Origin of the sequence: Burkholderia sp. AU28863, from assembly GCF_002223195.1 — a bacterium.
Classification (GTDB): Bacteria; Pseudomonadota; Gammaproteobacteria; order Burkholderiales; family Burkholderiaceae; genus Burkholderia; species Burkholderia sola.
Map to the genome: position 1 here is coordinate 1,070,068 of NZ_NKFE01000005.1, position 17,619 is coordinate 1,087,686.

Genomic DNA, 17,619 nt, shown 5'->3' on the forward strand with positions numbered 1-17,619 from the left:
GCCGCCGTCAATGCAACGCGCGCGGCACGTGCGCCGGGCGAGCGCCGTGCGGATCAGCGGAATCGCTGGAATCGGCCGGGGCGTCGGCCGCGCGCAGCGGCCCGCCCGACCACGGCTGCGTCGACACCGAGAAGCCGAACGTATTGACGCCGCCGGAACACGCGACGAACACGCCGCCGCCGTGCATCTCGGCCACGGCCTTGACGATCGACAGCCCGAGCCCGTGGTTTTCCTTGCTGTTCGCGCGCGCTTCCTCGAGCCTGTAGAAGCGCTCGAACACGTGCGAGCGCTGCACCGGATCGATCGGCTCGCCGGGGTTCGACACGGCCATCTCGACGAGCGTGTCGCGGCGCGCGATCGTCACGTTCAGCGTCGCGCCCGGCGCCGAATGCTGGATCGCGTTGATCAGCAGGTTCGTCATCGCGCGGCGGAACAGCGACGGATCGACGGCCGCACGCGCATCGCCGTGCAGTTCGGCGCGCAACCGCGCCTCGTCGAGCGGGATCTCGAGGAAGTCGAGCATGCGCCGCACCTCGTCGGCGAGCGACACGTCCTTCAGGTCGGTCGCGCGTTCGCCGCGGTCGCTGCGCGACAGGAACAGCATGTCGTTGATGATCACGCGCAGCCGCTCGAATTCCTCGAGGTTCGACTGCAGCGTCTGGCGCATCCGGTCGACCGAGCGGTCGCGGCTCGTCAGCGCGACCTGGGTCTGGCCGATCAGGATGCTGATCGGCGTGCGCAACTCGTGCGCGACGTCCGCGTTGAACGCTTCGAGCCGCGCGTAGGTTTGCTGGATGCGTTCGAGCGCGCCGTTGAACGACGTCGCGAGATCGCGCAGCTCGGTCGGCAGCGCGTCGGTGTGCAGCCGCTGGCGGCGGTTCGTCGCGCTCACGCTCGCCGCGTCCTGCGACAGCCGGTCGAGCGGCGCGAGCCCGAAGCGCGCGACCGCGCGGCTCAGCAGCAGCGTGATGACGGTGGCCGTCGCGATCAGTGCGGCCAGCGTCCAGCCGAAGCGGCGCAGCATCCGCTGCGTACGCTCGCACGACGTCGCGACGACCAGCTGCAGCGTCGGCCGCTCCCCGGCGCCGGCCAGCGTGACGGTTTTCGTCATCACCGCGTAGCTGCTGTCGTTGAGCTGGTAGCGCTGGAACGCGCCGAACGGCGGATCGAGCGGCACGCCGTTGACGGGGCTGCCGAAGCGGAACGCGGGGTCGGTGCTGATCACCTGATAGTGCGTCGAGCCGTCGGGCGGTTCGAGATCGGCGAGTTTTTCCTGCATCAGGCGGCCGCGCGTGGCGGTGGTCGCGTGCGACACGATCATCGCGGCGACCTTGGCGCGCGTGTCGAGCGTCGCGCGCAATTCGGCGAACAACTGGCGCTCCATCATCACGAACAGCCCGCAGCCGACCAGCGTGAACACGAGCAGCGACACGATGCCGAACATCGCCGAGAGCCGCAGGATGATCGAGCGTTTCATGCGCGCCGCTCCGTGTCGCCGTCGTCGCGCGCCTCGAGCACGTAGCCCATCCCGCGGATCGTGTGCAGCAGCTTGTCCGCGAACGGGCCGTCGAGTTTCGCGCGCAGGCGCTTGATCGCCGTCTCGACCACGTTCGCGTTGCTGTCGAAGTTCACGTCCCACACGAGTTCGGCGATGGTCGTTTTCGACAGCACCTCGCCGCTGCGTCGCGCGAGCACGCCGAGCAACTGGAATTCCTGCGCGGTCAGGTCGAGCCGCGCGCCGTCGCGGGTCGCGCGGCGGCCGATCAGGTCCACGCGCAGGTCGCCGATCGAGATCAGCGTCGATTCCTGCACACGCGCGCGGCGCGTCAGCGCACGCAGCCGTTCGATCAGTTCGAGGAACGAGAACGGCTTGGTCAGGTAGTCGTCGGCGCCGCCGCGCAAGCCCCGCACGCGATCGTCGACACGGTCGCGCGCGGTCAGCATGATCACCGGCGTTTGTTTCTGCGCGCGCAACACGCGCAGCACGCCGAAGCCGTCCAGCTTCGGCAGCATCACGTCGAGCACGACCACGTCGTAGTCGAATTCGACGGCTTTCCACGCGCCGTCCTCGCCGTCGAGCGCGGTATCGACGACCCAGCCTTCCTCGGTCAGGCCGCTCTTCAGGTATTCGACGACTTTCGGTTCGTCTTCGACGATCAGCACTTTCATGGTGGTTGTCCGCGTAACCAGGTTAAGGGCGGGTCAAGGGCCGACGCTCGCGCCGCGCGGCGGGGCCGCCGACGCGACGTCGGACGGCGCGGGGCCGTTCGACGCAGCGCCGTCCCAGCCGCCGCCGAGCGCCTTCGCGAGAAACACGACGAGCGCCGCGCGCTGGCCCTGGATCTGCACGGCCTGGCGCTCGCTCGTCAGCAACTGCTGCTGGGCCGTCAGCACGTCGATGAACGGCGTCAGGCCGCCCGCGTAGCGGTCCTGCGCGAGCGACACGAGCTTGCGCGCGTCGTCGACGGCCGCCGACGCCTGCTGCGCCGCCTGCGCGAGCACCGACAGGCCGGTCACCGCATTTTGCACCTCCTGGAACGCGGTGAGCACGGTCTGCCGGTAGCTGGCCTGCGCGGCGACGTAGCCGGCCTGCGCGAAATCGACGCCGGCCTTCAGCTTGCCGCCCTCGAACAGCGGCTGGCTGAGCGACCCGCCGACCGACCACAGCAGCGCCGGCACGGTGAACAGGCCGGCGAAGCGCGTCGCGTCCCAGCCGATGTCCGGCGACAGCGTGATGCGCGGGAAATACGCGGCGCGCGCGACGCCGATCTGCGCGTTCGCGGCGGCCATCGCGCGCTCGGCCGACGCGACGTCGGGGCGCCGCTGCAGCAGGTCGCTCGGCATGCCGGTCGGCAGCGCGGGCGCGTTGATCGGCACCACGCGCGGCGGCAGCGAGAACGCGGGGGCCGGCGTGCCGACCAGCGTCGCGATCGCGGTTTCGACCTGCGCGCGCTGCTGGATCAGCAACTGCGCCTGCGTGCGCGTCGCGTCGAGCTGCGCGCGCTGCTGCAACAGGTCGAGGCCCGACACCGCGCCGAGGTCGTGGCGCGCGCTCACGTAATCGAGCGCCTTTTGTTGCAGTTCGATCGAGCGCCTGACGACGTCGATCTCGGTATCGAGCTCGCGCAGCGCGAAATAGCTCGATGCGAGATCGGCGCTCAGCACGAGGCGCGCATTCGCGAAATCGTCGCGCGCCTGCTCGGAGCTGGCCTGCGCGGCTTCGACGTTGCGCCGCACCCGGCCGAACAGGTCGAGTTCGTAGCTGACCGCCGCGCCGACCTGGATCTCGTTCTGCACGGTCGACATGCTCTTCGTCGCGTAGTTTGTCTGCGGCCGGTCGGCGGAGATCCTGAAGCGCTGGCCGCTCGCGTTCAGCCCGACGGCCGGATACTGCGCGGACGCGACCGACGCGAGCGTCGCCTTCGCCTGGTCGTAGCGCGCGGCGACCGCCTTCAGGTTCTGGTTGTTGCGCAGCGCATCGGCTTCCAGCGCGTCGAGCCGGGCGTCGCCGAACGCGGTCCACCAGGCCGGATCGAGCGGCGCGCGGGCCGGCGCGGCCGGTTGCCAGTATCCGTCGGCCGGGTCGAGCCGCCACGCGGCCGGCGTGTCGACGGCCGGGCGCCGGTAATCCGGGCCGAGCGTGCAGCCGGCGAGGGCGACCGCCGCGACGATCGCGACGGCGCCGACCGCGGCCGGGTGCACGCGGGTGCGTATCGCACTCACGACTTCGCTCCCGCGACGGCCGAGGCCGGCTGCGCCGCCGGCGCCTGCTCGACGACCGCGTCGCCGGTCGCGAGCGCGTCGCTCGGGTTCGCGACGAGGCGATCGTTCGGCGTGATCGGCCCGTCCACTTCGAGCGTCTGCCCGATCGTGCGCACGACCGTCACCTGTTTCAGCCGGACCTTGCCGTTCGCATCGACGGTCGCGACCGTCGGGCCTTCGGCGCGGAACAGCAGCGTATTGGCCGGCACCTGCAGGCGGCCGACCGGCGTCATCGGCAGCGTCGCCTGCACGTATGCGCCGGGCAGCAGCCGCCCGTCCGGGTTCGGCAGCGTGATCTCGATCTGCAGCGAGCGCGTGGCGACGTCGATTGCCTGCGACGTGCGCGTGATCGTCCCGTCGAAGGTCCGCCCCGGCAGCTCGGCCTGCGCAACGCTCACGTGCTGGCCGACCTTCACCTGCTGCGCATACGCCTGCGGCACCTGCACGTACAGGCGCAGCCGGTCGGCCTGCACGACCGTGAACAGCGCGCGGCCGGCGTTGCCCGAATTGACGAGATCGCCGACGTCGACGTTGCGCTGCGTGACGATCCCGTCGATCGGCGCGACGATCCGCTGGAAACCCTTCAGCTCGGTGAGGCGGCGCATGTTCGCGTCGGCCGCGGCGAGGTTCGCGGCGCCCTGGCTGAACGCGCCTTGGCGGTCGTCGAGTTCCTGCTGCGACACGGCATCGCGCTGGCGCAACTGCTGCGCGCGGTCGAACGACGTCTTCGCGAGCGCGAGCGCAGCTTGCGCCTGCTGACGCTGCGCGGTGGCCTGCGCGAGTTCCTGGTTCAGCTCGGGCGTGTCGAGTTCGGCGAGCGTTTGCCCCTGCTTCACGTGCGCGCCGATGTCGGCCTGCCAGCGCAGCACGTAGCCGCTGGCGCGCGCATAGATCGGCGCCTCGACGAAGCCGCGCAGCGTGCCCGGCAGCGTCAGCTTGCCGCCGGTGGCCGCGTCGAACGGATGCACGACGGTTACGTACTGGCGCGTGTTCTGCTCGGCGACCGCGTCGAGGTGGTGCCGGTTCAGCACGTTGACGACGATGGTGCGCGCGGCGCCCGCAACGAGCAGCACGCCGATCACGATCGCGACGATCCGCCCGCGTCGCGACACCGACGCGCGCGCCGGCAGGTGCATGCCGTGTTCGTCCACCTGGATGCCGACGGCGCTGTGATGTTTCTCTTCCATGAATTCAACCAATTCAACCGGGTAGTGGGGCGAAAGTCAGTGACCGGCCTGGCGCGCGCGCCGCCGGGCCAGCCGCGCATGCACGCCGCCGAACACGAGCGGCACGAACAGCAACGTCGAAACGGTCGCGAACAGCAGCCCGCCGATCACCGCGCGGCCGAGCGGCGCGTTCTGCTCGGCGCCTTCGCCGAGACCGAGCGCCATCGGCACCATCCCGATGATCATCGCGAGCGCCGTCATCAGCACCGGGCGGATCCGTGTCGCGCCGGCTTCGAGCGCGGCCGTGAGCGGCGGCGCGCCGGCCGCGAGGCGTTGCCGCGCGAACGAGACGACGAGAATGCTGTTCGCGGTCGCGACGCCGACCGTCATGATCGCGCCCGTCAGCGCGGGCACGCTCAGGTGCGTGCCGGTGATGAACAGCATCCACGCGATGCCGGCGAGCGCGGCCGGCATCGCGCTGATGATGATCAGCGGATCGAGCCACGACTGGAAATTGACGACGATCAGCAGGTAGACGAGCACGATCGCCATCGCGACGCCCGCGCCGAGGCCGACATACGACGTGCGCATCGTCTCGATCTGGCCGCGCATCGTGAGGTCGGTGCCGCGCGGCAGCGTCGCGCGCGCGTCGGCCACGATGCGGTCGATCTCGCCCGCGACCGCGCCGAGATCGCGGCCCTCGACGCTCACGTACACGTCGATCGCCGGGCGGATGTTGTAGTGCGTGATCACGGCCGGGTTCACGGTGCTGCGCACCTGCACCAGGTTGCCGAGCAGTTGCAGCGGCATGCCCGTGCGGCCGCTGGCGGAGATCGGCGTGCCGAGCAGGTCGTCGACCGACGACAGGTTGTATTGCGGGGTCTGGATCTGCAGCGGGTATTGCACGCCGGTGCGCGGGTTGATCCAGAACGACGGCGTCGTCTGCGAACTCCCCGACAGCGAGATCAGCATGTTCTGCGCGACGTTCTGCGCGGAGAGATTGAGCTGCTGCATGCGCGTACGGTCCATGTCGGCCAGCAGGGTCGGTTCGTCGTTACGTTGCAGCACGTGCACGTCGACGGCGCCGGGGATTTGCCTGATCTTTTTCATCAGGCTGCTCGCAATCGTCATGTTACTCGCGAGATCGTTGCCGAGCACCTGCACGTCGATCGCGGCCGGCTGCCCGAAGTTGAGGATCTGCGTGATGATGTCCGACGGCTGGAAGAAGAACTCGACGCCCGGGAAGCGCTGCGGCAGCAGCGTGCGCAACGTCTCTACGTAATGCGCGGTTGCGCGATGGCCCGGCTTCAGCGCGATCAGCAGCTCGCCGTCGAGCGTGCCGATCGTGCCGGCGTTGCTGTACGACAGGTTGATGCCGCTCACCGGCAAGCCGAGGTTGTCGACGATCGCGCCGAGCTCGTCGGGCGGCACGGTTTCGCGGATCACGCGCTCGACCTGGTCGGCGAGCCGCGCGGTTTCCTCGATCCGGTAGCCGGTCGGCGCACGCACGTGCAGCCGGAGGTTGCCGGAATCGGCGTTCGGGAAGAAGTCGCGGCCGAGCGCGAACACGAGGCCCGTCGACAGCACGCAGAAGGCGAGGAAGCACAGCGCGTAGAAGCGGCGGCGCACGAGCAGGATGCTGAGCAGCACGATGTACCACGCGCGCAGCCGTTCGAACGCGTGGTTGAACGCGTGATGGATGCGCGCGAAGCGCGACGTCGAAGCGGCGGGGCCGGTGCTCGCCTGCTGCGGGCGGAACAGCAGCATCGCGAGCGTCGGCACGAGCGTGCGCGACAGCACGTACGACGCGAGCATCGCGAACACGACGGCTTCCGCGAGCGGCACGAACAGGAAGCGCGCGACACCCGTCAGGAAGAACATCGGCACGAACACGATGCAGATGCACAGCGTCGACACGAGCGCGGGCACCGCGATCTCGCCGGCGCCTTCGAGAATCGCTTCGTGCAGGTCGGTACCGAGGTGCAAATGCCGCTCGATGTTCTCGATCGTGACGGTCGCATCGTCGACGAGAATGCCGACCGCGAGCGCGAGCCCGCCGAGCGTCATGATGTTGATGGTCTCGCCGAGCGCGGACAGCGCGATCAGCGACGTGAAGATCGACAGCGGGATCGAGATCGCGATGATCAGCGTGCTGCGCCAGTTGCCGAGGAACAGCAGGATCATCATCGCGGTCAGCACGGCGGCGATCAGCGCCTCGTGGATCACGCCCTGGACGGCCGCGTTCACGAACACCGACTGGTCGAACAGCGGGGTGATCGTGAGCCCCTCGGGCAGCGTCGGGATCACCTTCGGCAGCAGCGCCTTCAGGTCCGACACGACCTTGAGCGTCGACGCGTCGCCGCTTTTCAGGATCGAGATCAGCACGCCGCGCTGGCCGTTCTGGCGCACGACGTTGGTCTGCGGCGCGAAGCCGTCGCGCACCGCCGCGACCTCGCGCAGGTAGGTCGTCGCGCCGTTGATCGTCTGGACCGGCAGGTTGCTGATGTCGGCGACCGTATCGGCCGACGCGTTCGTGTCGATCCGGTATTCGGTCTGGCCCATCTTCGCGGTGCCGGTGGGCAGCACGAGGTTCTGCGCGTTGACCGCGTTGACGATGTCGGCCGGCGTGAGGCCCTTCGCTTGCAGCGCCCGCGGATCGAGGTCGATCGCGACCACGCGCGTGCGACCGCCGTACGGAAACGGAATCTGCACGCCCGGCACCGTGATCAGCTGCGGGCGCAGGAAGTTGAGTGCGATGTCGGCGAGCGACTGTTCGCTGAGCGTCTTGCTCGACAGCCCGAGCTGGATCACCGGAATGCTCGACGCGGAATAGGTGATCACGAGCGGCGGCGTCGCGCCCTGCGGCATCTGCCGCACGATCGCCTGCGCGGACGACACCGTCTGCGCGATCGCCGTCTGCACGTTCGCGCCCGGTTGCAGGAACACCTTCACGACCGCGATGCCGGGCAGCGACGTCGATTCGACGTGCTGGATGTTGTTGACGGTCGTCGTCAGGATCCGTTCATGGACGGACGTGATGCGGTTCGTCATCTCCGTCGCGGAGAAGCCGCTGTAATTCCAGATCACGCTGATCACCGGGATGTTGATCGCGGGCAGCACGTCGACCGGTGTGCGCATCAGCGCAAGCGGGGTGGCCAGCACGATCATGATGGCCATCACGATGAACGTGTAGGGGCGCCTGAGCGCGAGATTGACGATCCACATGGAGGCAGCGGGGCAGGCGGTGATCGGGCGGCGGTGAAGGGAACCCGAATGATAGGCGTCGGCCCGCAACGGGTTACTGTCGCGAAACTGGCGGAATCGTCAGGTTGGGGCGTGGCGGCCGTCGGCCGATTCCGCAGACGGAATGCGCGGGCGCGATGGCGACGGTTTCGCGCATCGGGCGGCGCTCACAGCTGCTCCATGCCGAAGCGCGCGAGCGCGTCGAGATCGACGACCTCGATCTGGTTGTACGCGAGCCGCAGCGCGCCGAGCTTCTCGAGCTGCTGCAGCGCCTGGTTGATCCGCTGGCGCGACACGCCGACGAGCATCCCCAGTTCCTCCTGCGAGATCGACAGCGACGGGCCGGTATCCGGATACAGCGCGGGGTTGAAGAGCTGCGCGAGCGCCTGCGCGACGCGCGCGTCGACGTCGAGCAGCCGGCTGTTCTGGATCGACGCGATGAATTCGCCCATCCGGTTGTTCAGCTGATGAATCACGAAGCGCGTGAACGGCAGGCTCGTGTCGAGCAGCGCATGGAACGTGTCGACCGGCACGAACAGCACGGTCGAGCGCTGGATCGCGACGACCTCGTACTTGCGCAGCTCGCGCTTGATCACGCTGCCTTCGCCGAACCAGCCGCCCGACGGCACGCCGGAAAACGTGCAGCCGCGTCCGGACACGTTGAAGATCGCGAGCTTCAGCAGCCCTTGATGGACGCCGATCCAGTATTCGGACGGCGCGAGCCGGTGCGCGATCACGTCGCCGGCGTCGCACTGTTCGACGTGCGACTGGGCGAGCACGAGCGCCTGGTGTTCGGGCGCCAGCGTGCGGAACCACGCGCACTGGCCGAACAGCGTCGCGAGCGGCGGCACCGGGCCCGGTTCGGGGAGCGTGTCGGCCGGCTGGGCGGCCGCGTCGGGACGGTCGTGCATGAGTGCGGGTTTGCGAGGATAGGGATAACGCGCAGCGCTCGAGCGGCACTCTGTCGTTTCGATGACAGACGGCTCACAATAGCGCCCGTTAGGCTGTCGGCAATTGAACCACATCAAGACGATCCGGGGTGCACGCATCCCGGTGGACAGAACACGGGAGACAGGATCATGACGCAGATGTTCGAGGCCGGGCTCGGCCGCCGCGATGCCAATTACGTACCGCTCACCCCGATCGATTTCCTGATCCGCGCGGCCGAAGTCTACGGCGAGCGCCTCGCGATCGTGCACGGCGACGTGCGGCGCACGTGGGGCGAGACCTGCACGCGCGCGAAGCAGCTGGCGAGCGCGCTCGCGCAGGCCGGCGTCGGCCGCGGCGACACGGTCGCGGTACTGCTGCCGAACATCCCGGCGATGGTCGAGGCGCACTTCGGCGTGCCGATCGCCGGCGCCGTGCTGAACACGATCAACACGCGGCTCGACGTGTCGTCGGTGCTGTTCATGCTGCGTCACGGCGAGGCGAAGGTGCTGATCGTCGACACCGAATACGCGGAGGTCGCGCATCGCGCGGCGCTCGAGGTGCCGGGCCTGAAGATCGTCAGCGTGGCCGACGCGATGCCGGCCGACCCCGACCGTTTCGCGGGCGCGACCGACTACGAGGCATTCGTGGCCGGCGGCGACCCCGACTACGCATGGACGCCGCCCGCCGACGAATGGGAGGCGATCGCGCTGAACTACACGTCGGGCACGACCGGCGACCCGAAGGGCGTCGTCTACCATCATCGCGGCGCGTATCTCGCGGCGATCAGCAACATCCTCGAATGGGACATGCCGAAGCACGCGGTGTATCTGTGGACGCTGCCGATGTTCCACTGCAACGGCTGGTGTTTCCCGTGGGCCGTCGCGGCGCGCGGGGGCGTGAACGTGTGCCTGCGCAAGTTCGACGCGAAGACCGTGTTCGACCTGATCCGCCGCGAGCGCGTCACGCATTACTGCGGCGCGCCGATCGTGCAGAGCGCGATCGCGAACGCGCCGGCCGAGTTGCGCGCGGGGATCGACCATACGGTGCACGCGATGGTCGCGGGCGCGGCGCCCGCGCCGGCCGTGATCGCGAAGATGAAGGAGATCGGCTTCGACCTGCTGCACGTGTACGGGCTGACCGAGGTCTACGGCCCGGCGACCGTCTGCGCGAAGCAGGCGCACTGGGAAACCGCGTCCGACGAGGAACGCGCGCGGCTCAATGCGCGCCAGGGCGTGCGCTACCACCTCGAAGCGGGCGCGACGGTGCTCGATCCCGACACGATGACGCAGGTGCCGGCCGACGGCGAGACGCTCGGCGAGATCATGTTCCGCGGCAACATCTGCATGAAGGGCTACCTGAAGAATCCGAAGGCGACCGACGAGGCGTTCCACGGCGGCTGGTTCCATACGGGCGATCTCGCGGTGCTGATGCCGGACGGCTATATACGGATCAAGGATCGCAAGAAGGACATCATCATCTCCGGCGGCGAGAACATCTCGAGCATCGAGGTCGAGGACGCGCTGTACCGGCATCCGGCGGTGGCGGTCGCGGCCGTCGTCGCGATGCCCGACCCGAAGTGGGGCGAGGTGCCGTGCGCGTTCGTCGAGCTGCGCGAAGGCGCGAGCGCGACCGAGGCGGAGATCGTCGCGCACTGCCGGCAACTGCTCGCGGGCTTCAAGGTGCCGAAGGTCGTGCGCTTCGGCGAGCTGCCGAAGACGTCGACCGGCAAGATCCAGAAGTTCCAGTTGCGCCATGCGGTCGGCTCGGACAAGGCGATCGACCTGGCGGGCGACAAGAAGTAAGCGAGCCGCCCGGCCCAGGTTGATCATCGGTCGTGCGTCACGCGCTGCGTTCGAGCCGGAACACGCTGACGGCGTCCGACAGCTGAGCGGCCTGGTCGCGCAACGCGACGGCCGCGCGCTCGGCATCGGAGATCAGCGTCGCATTCTGCTGCGTCGCTTCGCCGATCTGCGTGACGGCCAGGTTCACCTGCTCGATCCCGGTCGATTGTTCGCGCGACGCGGCGCTGATCTCGCCGATCAGCGTGCGGACCTGGTCGACCCGCGCGACGATGTCGCGCATCGTGCCGCGTGCGGCGTCCGCGATCCGGTAACCCTGTTCGACGGTCGTCGACGATTCGGCGCTCAGCGCGTCGATCTCCTTGACCGCGGCCGCGCTGCGCTGCGCCAGCGCGCGCACCTCGGCCGCGACCACCGCGAAGCCCTTGCCGTGCTCGCCGGCGCGGGCGGCCTCGACCGCCGCGTTCAGCGCGAGGATGTTGGTCTGGAACGCGATGCCTTCGATCGCACCCGTGATCTCGGCGATCCGACGCGTCGCGCGGCCGATGTCGTCCATCGTCGCGACCACGCGCTGCACCGCGGCGTCGCCGTTCGTCGCGGCGGCCGATGCGTCCGCGACCAGCGCGTTGGCTTGTGCCGCATGCTCGGCGCTCTGCTGCACGGCGGCGGTGATCTGTTCCATGCTCGCGGCCGTCTGTTCGACGCTGCTCGCCTGCGTCGCGATCCGCGCGGCGATGTCGCCGCTGCCGGCCGCGATGCCGACCGTGCCGTGCGCGATGTCGGCCGCGCTGTTGCGCACCTGCGCGACGATGCGCGCAAGGCCGTCGCCGATCCCGTCGACCGCCTGCACGAGACGGCCGATCTCGTCGTTGCCCGCGCGGTCGGGCACGTTCGCGCCGTCGCGGATCCGCACGCTGAGATCGCCCGCCGCATAGCGCTCCGACGCGCGGGCGGCGGCTTCCAGCGGCCGGCTCACGACGCGACGCACGACGATCACGAACAGCGTCGCGAACGCCGCGACGAGCACGGCGCCGATCATCAGGAAGCGGTTGCGGGTGGCGCGCATCGTGGCGAGCAGTTCGTCGTCGAGTGCGATGCCGCCGACGAGCCATTGCCACTGCGGAATCGTCGTGAAGGACACGACTTTCGCGGTCGGCCCGCGGTCGTGCGCGGCCGGGTCGGTCGACGTGTACGCGAGCCGGCCTTGGGCCGTCGCGAGCATCTGCGCGTAGGGCGCGCGCGTGTTGTCGGCCGGCTGGCCCGCCGCGTCGGGATGCACGACGAAGGTGCCGCGCGACGGGCCTTGCGACGCATCGAGCACGAAGTAGTAGCCGTTGTCGCCGATCTTCAGCGAGCGGATGCCGTCTTGGACGAGCTTGAGCTCGGCGCCGATGTCGAGGCCGACGAACAGCGCGCCGATCACGCGGCCGGTCGCGTCGGTCACCGGCTTGTACTGCGTGATGTACGTTCGGCCGAACAGCTTCGCGAGGCCCGTGTAGCTGCGCCCCGCGACCAGCGGCGCATACGCGGGGCCCGCCCGGTCGAGCTTCGTGCCGACGGCGCGCGCGCCGTCCTGCTTCTTCAGCGACGTCGTGATGCGCACGAAATCGTCGCCGTCGCGCGCGAAGATCGTCGCGATCGCGCCGCTTTTCTTCAGGAACTGATCGGGAATCGAGTAATCGAGGTCGAGCGGCTGGCCGCCCGCGAAGAGGGTCGGCGCGGCGACGCCGCCGATATCGACGGTGCGTGCCGGGTCGAGCGAGAAATCGGCCGGCAGGAAGCTCGCGAACAGCGACATCGAGCGGTTGGCTTCGGCGGTCAGCGCCTTGTCGAACAGGTCGACCATCGCGCGGATCGACTGCTCCCTGTCGTCGATCCGCAGGTGCGCTTCCTCGGCGAGCTGCTGGCCGGCGAAATGGGCGAGCGTCCACGCGAACACGGTAAACAGCAGGGCGACGAGCGTGCACGCGAGCGCGGCCAGACGCGCGCCGACGCTCACCCGGCCCAATTGGGTCAGTCTCATGGAACATCCTGAGTGGGAGTGAGAGGGGGCGGAACGCACGCGTCACCGCTCGTGGACCCGTTAACACGGCAACTTTCGCGAAATCTTTAGCGGCTGTCGCGAATCGCGAACCGGCAGGCGGGCGAAGGGAAAGCGGCGGTCAGTGGGTGACGAGCCACGCGACGGCCAGATAGCGGCCGACCTTGGCGATCGTCACGATGACGAGAAAGGTCGGCAGCGGTTCGCGCAGCACGCCGGCGATCATCGTCAGCGGATCGCCGATCACCGGCGCCCAGCTCAGCAGCAGCGACCAGCGGCCGTAGCGCGCATACCAGCCCTCGGCGCGCGCCAGCGCCGACGGCTTGACCGGAAACCAGCGGCGCTCGCGAAAGTGCTCGATGCCGCGTCCGAGCGCCCAGTTGATCGCCGAGCCGGCGACATTGCCGACGCTCGCGACGAGCACCAGCGCCCACACGGGTTCGCGGCCGGCGAGCAGCAGGCCGGCGAGCACGGCCTCGGACTGGAGCGGAAACAGGGTCGCGGCGACCATCGACACGGCGAACAGGCCGCCGTAAGTGAGCAATTCGGGCATCGCGCGATTGTACTGGCGACGTCGCCGCCGGTGCGGTCGTGCGGTCGTGCGGTCGTGCGGTCGTGCGGTCGTGCGGTCGTGCGGAAAGGAACGCGTCGGCGGTTTTCAGTTCCAGCCGACCATGATCGCGCCCATCCCGACGAGCAGCCCGCCCGTCACGCGGTTCATCGCACGCATCCGCGCGGGCCGCTGCAACGCGCGGCTCAGCCGGTGCGAGAACAGCGCCATCGATGCGACGCCGCCCGCGAACAGCAGGGCGAACGTCGCGGCGAGCAGCAGATATTGAAGGTTCAGGCTCCACTCGGCAGTCGGGCTGATGAACTGTGGAAAGAACGACGGAAAGAACAGCAGCGTCTTCGGATTCAGACCGGAAGTCGCGACGCCGCGCCAGAACAATGCGCGCCGGGTGTCGGTGTCCGGCGCGGCGCTTGCCGTTGCGGTGCCGGTGCCGGTATCGGCCGGTGCCGCGGCTGCGCCGGCCGGCGCGCGGCTCAGCCATTGCTTGCCGCCGAGCCAGACGAGATACGCGGCGCCGGCCCAGCGCAGCACGGTTAGCGCGTGTTCGTCGAGGTGGACCAGCGAGTTCAGGCACAGCGCGGTCAATGCGAGTTGCAGCAGCACGGCGAGCGTGCCGCCCCAGACGCATGGCAGCGCACGGCGCCAGCCGGTGCGCAGCGCCTGGTTCATCGTGAGCAGGTTGACGGGGCCGGGTGCGTAGATGAGGACGACGGAAGCAGCGAGGAACGACAGATAAAGCTTGAACGACATGACGGACGGGCAGGAACGAGGAAGCAGGCACCGGCCCCGCACGCGGTCGGATAGGCGTGCGGGCGGCGGGGAATCGCATGTCTGCCGGCCGGCCCCGCAACTCGTGATTGCGGTCGTGCGTCCCGCTGCGACGGGTGATCGCGGGGAGCGTGCCGGGCAGCAGGCATGAAGAAAATGTATCAAGCAGGCCGGTTAAAAGGCTTCCTGTTTTCCAGCAAAACGGATCTGAAACCGGAATGTCGTTCAGGTAGAATCGCGTTTTTCAGTAGAAGATTCTTCTCATCATGGCTACCCGCGAACGCACGCCGAAAACGCTCGACAATCAGGACCGCAAGATCCTCGGCGCATTGCAGAAAAATGCGCGTCTGTCGAACGCCGAACTGGCCGAACAGATCGGCATGTCGACCACCGCCTGCTGGAACCGCACGCGGCAACTCGAACTCGACGGGTACATCGACGGCTATGTCGCGCTGGTCAACCAGCGCAAGCTCGGCTATGCGGATATCGTGATTCTCGAAGTCACGCTCGATCGCCATGAAGACGACGCGCTGGCGCGCTTCGGCGCCGAACTGGCGGCGCTGCCCGAGGTGCTCGAGGCGTATCTGGTGTCGGGCGAGTACGACTACTGGATCAAGGTCGCGGTGGACGGCACGGCCGGCTACGAGCGCTTCCTGCGCGAAAAGCTGTACCGGATCTCGAGTATTCGCCACAGCCGCTCGATGTTCGCGCTGCGATGCATGAAGGACGTGCCTTCGATTCAGGTGTGACGCAAGGGAAATGCGAGCGCGACCGGCGTTGAAGCGGCGGTGCATGCGACGAGGCGCCGACGCGGACGTGACCGGCGAACGGCCGAAAGGAAGGCTCACCGGCGGGACTGCCCGCAGAGCCACAAAAACGGATGAATCTTCCGTTCGGGATGGCCGGTGTTAATCGCCCGTCGGAGGGGAATGGCTTTTCACCGAGGCAACCGGCTTGCAGCAAGTGATCCGCGCCGATACGTATGCATCCGCGCCGGCATCGGCCTGAAACACGGCCTCGATACGCTCTTGAAACGCTCGCCACGCGCCGAGCGCATTCGGCCGGGCCCGGCCTCTTGCTATCCGACCGACGCACCCGTCGCGTGCCCGGCGCAACAGCCGCTCGCGGCGCGCGTCAGGCGACCGGCGATTCGCTCAGCGCGGCAGGCGCGCGTGTGCTTCAGCGATGACTTCGCAGTTCTCGAGGTGCAGTGCCCAGGCTTCTGCCAGCAGCTCGCCAACACGTGCGAGCCAGCCAGTGGATTGGGTGGAACGATCGGAGACATTAGACGTTTGCATGACGAAGCCCCATATAGGTGGCGAGTTAGGGATAACCCTAATCATAGCGAAACGGCCCCGCTTTGTGAAATGCGATTTCGTTATATGAGAATTACTGACAATTGATGTTGCTGCTGCGCAACATGAATATTGGCAGTCCGCGCTCGTCGGGCACGCGTGACGAGGCAGCCCGCGCGGCCTCGCGGGCAGAAAGAAAGGGAGTCGAAGGTACGTGGGGAGAAGGGCGTGGCTACCGGCCGATCCACCCGAAGCGCCAGGACAGTCGCCGCGTCGCGGCGCGCAGCGCGTGCGCCAGTTCGCTCTCCGGCTCGCGCGGGAAGCCGCGCGACGAACCGATGATCGCGATCACGAGGCGGATGCTGCCGGTGTGATCGAACACCGGCGCGGCGATCGTCCCGATGCCCGGCACCGGCGCGTCGAACGCGAAATCGAGTTCGTCCGCGCGAATCGCCGCGAGCCGCGCGCGGAAGGCCGCGTCGTCCGGCGCGGCAGGCGCGCCAGCGAGGCGCACGGGCTCGTTGGCCAGCAGGTCGGCCAGCACGTCGTCGGACATGCCGGACGCGAAAATCCGCCCGATCGCCGTATTGACGAGCGACATCACGGTGCCGACCTGCAGGCTCACGTGCTGCGGCCGCGCCGATTCTTCCAGCCGGATCACGGTCGGCCCGAGCGGCCCGAGCGTCGCGGCGGCCACGCTCATGTCGGTCGCGCCGGCGAGCGCGACGATCTCGGCTTCCGCGTCGCGCGTCGGCGACACGCGCTGCATCGCAATCAGGCCGAGCGCCTGCGCGAGCGGGCCGCCGTCGAAGCAACCGGCTTCGTCGCGGCTCAGCAGGCCGATCTTCTGCAGGCTGACCAGATGCGGAAACGCCTTCGCCGCAGGCATGCCGGCCGCCGTCGCGAGATCGCGCAGCGGCAGCGCGCGGCCCGCCGACACCAGCGCGAGCAGCAGGTCGCCGGTGCTGTCGAGCGCATTGATTCCGCGCTGCGCCTTCGCGTCGTCGGCCAGCGCCGGCGGTACGCGCGCGGGACCCGACGCCGGTGCGGGCGCCGGCTCCGCACGCACCGCGCCGAGCGACGCGGTGGCCTGCCGCGCCGCGTCGCGCAACGCCGCGGCGATCGGGCCGTTCCAGTCGACATCGATCGAGCCCGTCGACCCGATGACCGTCAACGCGAGCTGCAGGCACCCGTGCGCATCGAGGACGGGCACGCACATCCCGCTGACGCCCGGGCTCGGCCGGTCGATGCTGCGTTCGATGCCGCGCGCGCGGATCGCGTCGAGGTCGACGTGTTGCGCGTCGGGGTCCGGCGCGCGTGACGCGCGTTCGGCGCCGGCGAGCGTCTCGCCCGCGCCGGCCTGGCTGGCCGCCATCGCGTTGATTTGCGCGGCGTCGCCGAACGCGCGGAACACCCGGCCGGTCGCCGTGGTGTCGAGCGACATCACCGAACCGACGTGCAGGTTCACGTGCAGCGGATAGCCGCCGTGCTCGATGCGCACGATCGTCGGGCCGAGCACGCCCGGCACCGACAGCGCGACGCTCAGGCCGACCGTTTCCGCGAGCCGCGCCGCATGCGGCAGCGTCGCGCGGTAGGCCGGCTGGCGCTCGATCGACATCAGCCCGAGCCGCAGCGACAGCGGGCCCGGCTCGTAGTCGCCGGTGATCGCATCGCGCTTCACCAGCGCGAGCCGCGTCAGGCTCACGAGATAGGTGTGCGCCTGCGCGGTGGAGAGATCGGCCGCCGCGGCCAGCTCCGACAGCCCAAGCGGCTTGCGCCGGCGCGCGAACGCGTCGAGCAGCCGGCCGCCGACCTCGACACTCTGGATGCCGCGTTGCGCCTTGGGCGGCGCGTCGTCCGCGCTGACTTCGTGGTTCTGCACGCGATGATTCTTCCGTTTGACGAAACCTCGCATGGTATCCGACGCCGTTTTCAGCGCCAGCCCGGAGGTTTACCCGTATTAGACAATAACAAGCATATTTGCCATTGACAAATATTGGGTGCAGGCAGATGATCGGCCCATTCCCCTCAACACATGGCTCGC

At 68.9% G+C, this 17,619-nt stretch carries 12 protein-coding genes; 2 read left to right on the forward strand and 10 right to left on the reverse strand.

All coding sequences use genetic code 11. The annotated features are described in order from the left end of the window. Window positions 1-7: 7 nt before the first annotated feature. The 6 genes from CFB81_RS21310 to CFB81_RS21335 all read right to left on the reverse strand — a co-directional run bounded on the left by CFB81_RS21310 (window position 8) and on the right by CFB81_RS21335 (window position 9,082). Window positions 8-1,477: a heavy metal sensor histidine kinase gene (locus tag CFB81_RS21310; protein WP_069616486.1), complete on the reverse strand. Its 1,470-nt coding sequence runs from the start codon at window positions 1,475-1,477 to the stop codon at window positions 8-10. Continuing rightward, window positions 1,474-2,169: a heavy metal response regulator transcription factor gene (locus CFB81_RS21315; RefSeq protein ID WP_069616487.1), complete on the reverse strand. Its 696-nt coding sequence runs from the start codon at window positions 2,167-2,169 to the stop codon at window positions 1,474-1,476. Before CFB81_RS21315 ends, CFB81_RS21310 begins: the two co-directional genes overlap by 4 nt. 33 nt (window positions 2,170-2,202) lie before the next feature. Then, entirely contained in the window at window positions 2,203-3,714 is a 1,512-nt protein-coding gene (locus tag CFB81_RS21320) for an efflux transporter outer membrane subunit (RefSeq protein ID WP_089437095.1), read from the reverse strand. Window positions 3,715-3,719: 5 nt separating this feature from the next. Beyond that, entirely contained in the window at window positions 3,720-4,949 is a 1,230-nt protein-coding gene (locus CFB81_RS21325; RefSeq protein ID WP_089436423.1) for an efflux RND transporter periplasmic adaptor subunit, read from the reverse strand. 36 nt (window positions 4,950-4,985) lie between these two features. Next, window positions 4,986-8,153, reverse strand: a complete 3,168-nt coding sequence (locus CFB81_RS21330) for an efflux RND transporter permease subunit (RefSeq protein ID WP_089436424.1) — start codon at window positions 8,151-8,153, stop codon at window positions 4,986-4,988. 185 nt (window positions 8,154-8,338) lie between these two features. Next, window positions 8,339-9,082 carry a Crp/Fnr family transcriptional regulator gene (locus tag CFB81_RS21335; protein ID WP_179236022.1) on the reverse strand — a complete coding sequence of 248 codons (744 nt, stop codon included), beginning with the start codon at window positions 9,080-9,082 and terminating at the stop codon, window positions 8,339-8,341. A 168-nt stretch (window positions 9,083-9,250) separates the two neighbouring features. Between CFB81_RS21335 and CFB81_RS21340 the strand changes: the two genes are divergently transcribed. Further along, window positions 9,251-10,903, forward strand: coding sequence for an acyl-CoA synthetase (locus CFB81_RS21340; protein ID WP_089436425.1), 1,653 nt, complete (start codon window positions 9,251-9,253; stop codon window positions 10,901-10,903). Between the two features lie 37 nt (window positions 10,904-10,940). Here CFB81_RS21340 and CFB81_RS21345 read toward each other — a convergent pair whose 3' ends face one another. The 3 genes from CFB81_RS21345 to CFB81_RS21355 all read right to left on the reverse strand — a co-directional run bounded on the left by CFB81_RS21345 (window position 10,941) and on the right by CFB81_RS21355 (window position 14,262). Beyond that, window positions 10,941-12,923 carry a methyl-accepting chemotaxis protein gene (locus CFB81_RS21345; RefSeq protein ID WP_069616492.1) on the reverse strand — a complete coding sequence of 661 codons (1,983 nt, stop codon included), beginning with the start codon at window positions 12,921-12,923 and terminating at the stop codon, window positions 10,941-10,943. A 139-nt stretch (window positions 12,924-13,062) separates the two neighbouring features. Further along, window positions 13,063-13,494, reverse strand: a complete 432-nt coding sequence (locus CFB81_RS21350; RefSeq protein ID WP_089436426.1) for a YqaA family protein — start codon at window positions 13,492-13,494, stop codon at window positions 13,063-13,065. 105 nt (window positions 13,495-13,599) lie between these two features. Beyond that, window positions 13,600-14,262, reverse strand: a complete 663-nt coding sequence (locus CFB81_RS21355) for a LysE family translocator (protein WP_089436427.1) — start codon at window positions 14,260-14,262, stop codon at window positions 13,600-13,602. A 284-nt stretch (window positions 14,263-14,546) separates the two neighbouring features. Here CFB81_RS21355 and CFB81_RS21360 point away from each other — a divergent pair, with 284 nt between their 5' ends. Beyond that, on the forward strand, window positions 14,547-15,029 hold the full coding sequence (locus CFB81_RS21360) for an Lrp/AsnC family transcriptional regulator (protein WP_006479115.1): 483 nt from the start codon (window positions 14,547-14,549) through the stop codon (window positions 15,027-15,029). Window positions 15,030-15,807: 778 nt separating this feature from the next. On the opposite strand, the gene CFB81_RS21370 is transcribed toward CFB81_RS21360, so the two are convergent. After that, window positions 15,808-17,457 (reverse strand): IclR family transcriptional regulator, encoded by a 1,650-nt coding sequence (locus CFB81_RS21370; RefSeq protein WP_089436428.1) that lies wholly within the window; start codon window positions 17,455-17,457, stop codon window positions 15,808-15,810. Between the last annotated feature and the right edge of the window lie 162 nt (window positions 17,458-17,619).

What these genes read in the sequence shown, in the direction of transcription:
- CFB81_RS21340 (WP_089436425.1), top strand. Translation starts at nt 9,251, where the DNA reads ATGACGCAGATGTTCGAGGCCGGGCTCGGCCGCCGCGATGCCAATTAC.
- CFB81_RS21360 (WP_006479115.1), top strand. Translation starts at nt 14,547, where the DNA reads ATGGCTACCCGCGAACGCACGCCGAAAACGCTCGACAATCAGGACCGC.
- CFB81_RS21335 (WP_179236022.1), bottom strand. Translation starts at nt 9,082, where the DNA reads ATGCACGACCGTCCCGACGCGGCCGCCCAGCCGGCCGACACGCTCCCC.
- CFB81_RS21330 (WP_089436424.1), bottom strand. Translation starts at nt 8,153, where the DNA reads ATGTGGATCGTCAATCTCGCGCTCAGGCGCCCCTACACGTTCATCGTG.
- CFB81_RS21355 (WP_089436427.1), bottom strand. Translation starts at nt 14,262, where the DNA reads ATGTCGTTCAAGCTTTATCTGTCGTTCCTCGCTGCTTCCGTCGTCCTC.
- CFB81_RS21310 (WP_069616486.1), bottom strand. Translation starts at nt 1,477, where the DNA reads ATGAAACGCTCGATCATCCTGCGGCTCTCGGCGATGTTCGGCATCGTG.
- CFB81_RS21315 (WP_069616487.1), bottom strand. Translation starts at nt 2,169, where the DNA reads ATGAAAGTGCTGATCGTCGAAGACGAACCGAAAGTCGTCGAATACCTG.
- CFB81_RS21325 (WP_089436423.1), bottom strand. Translation starts at nt 4,949, where the DNA reads ATGGAAGAGAAACATCACAGCGCCGTCGGCATCCAGGTGGACGAACAC.
- CFB81_RS21345 (WP_069616492.1), bottom strand. Translation starts at nt 12,923, where the DNA reads ATGAGACTGACCCAATTGGGCCGGGTGAGCGTCGGCGCGCGTCTGGCC.
- CFB81_RS21350 (WP_089436426.1), bottom strand. Translation starts at nt 13,494, where the DNA reads ATGCCCGAATTGCTCACTTACGGCGGCCTGTTCGCCGTGTCGATGGTC.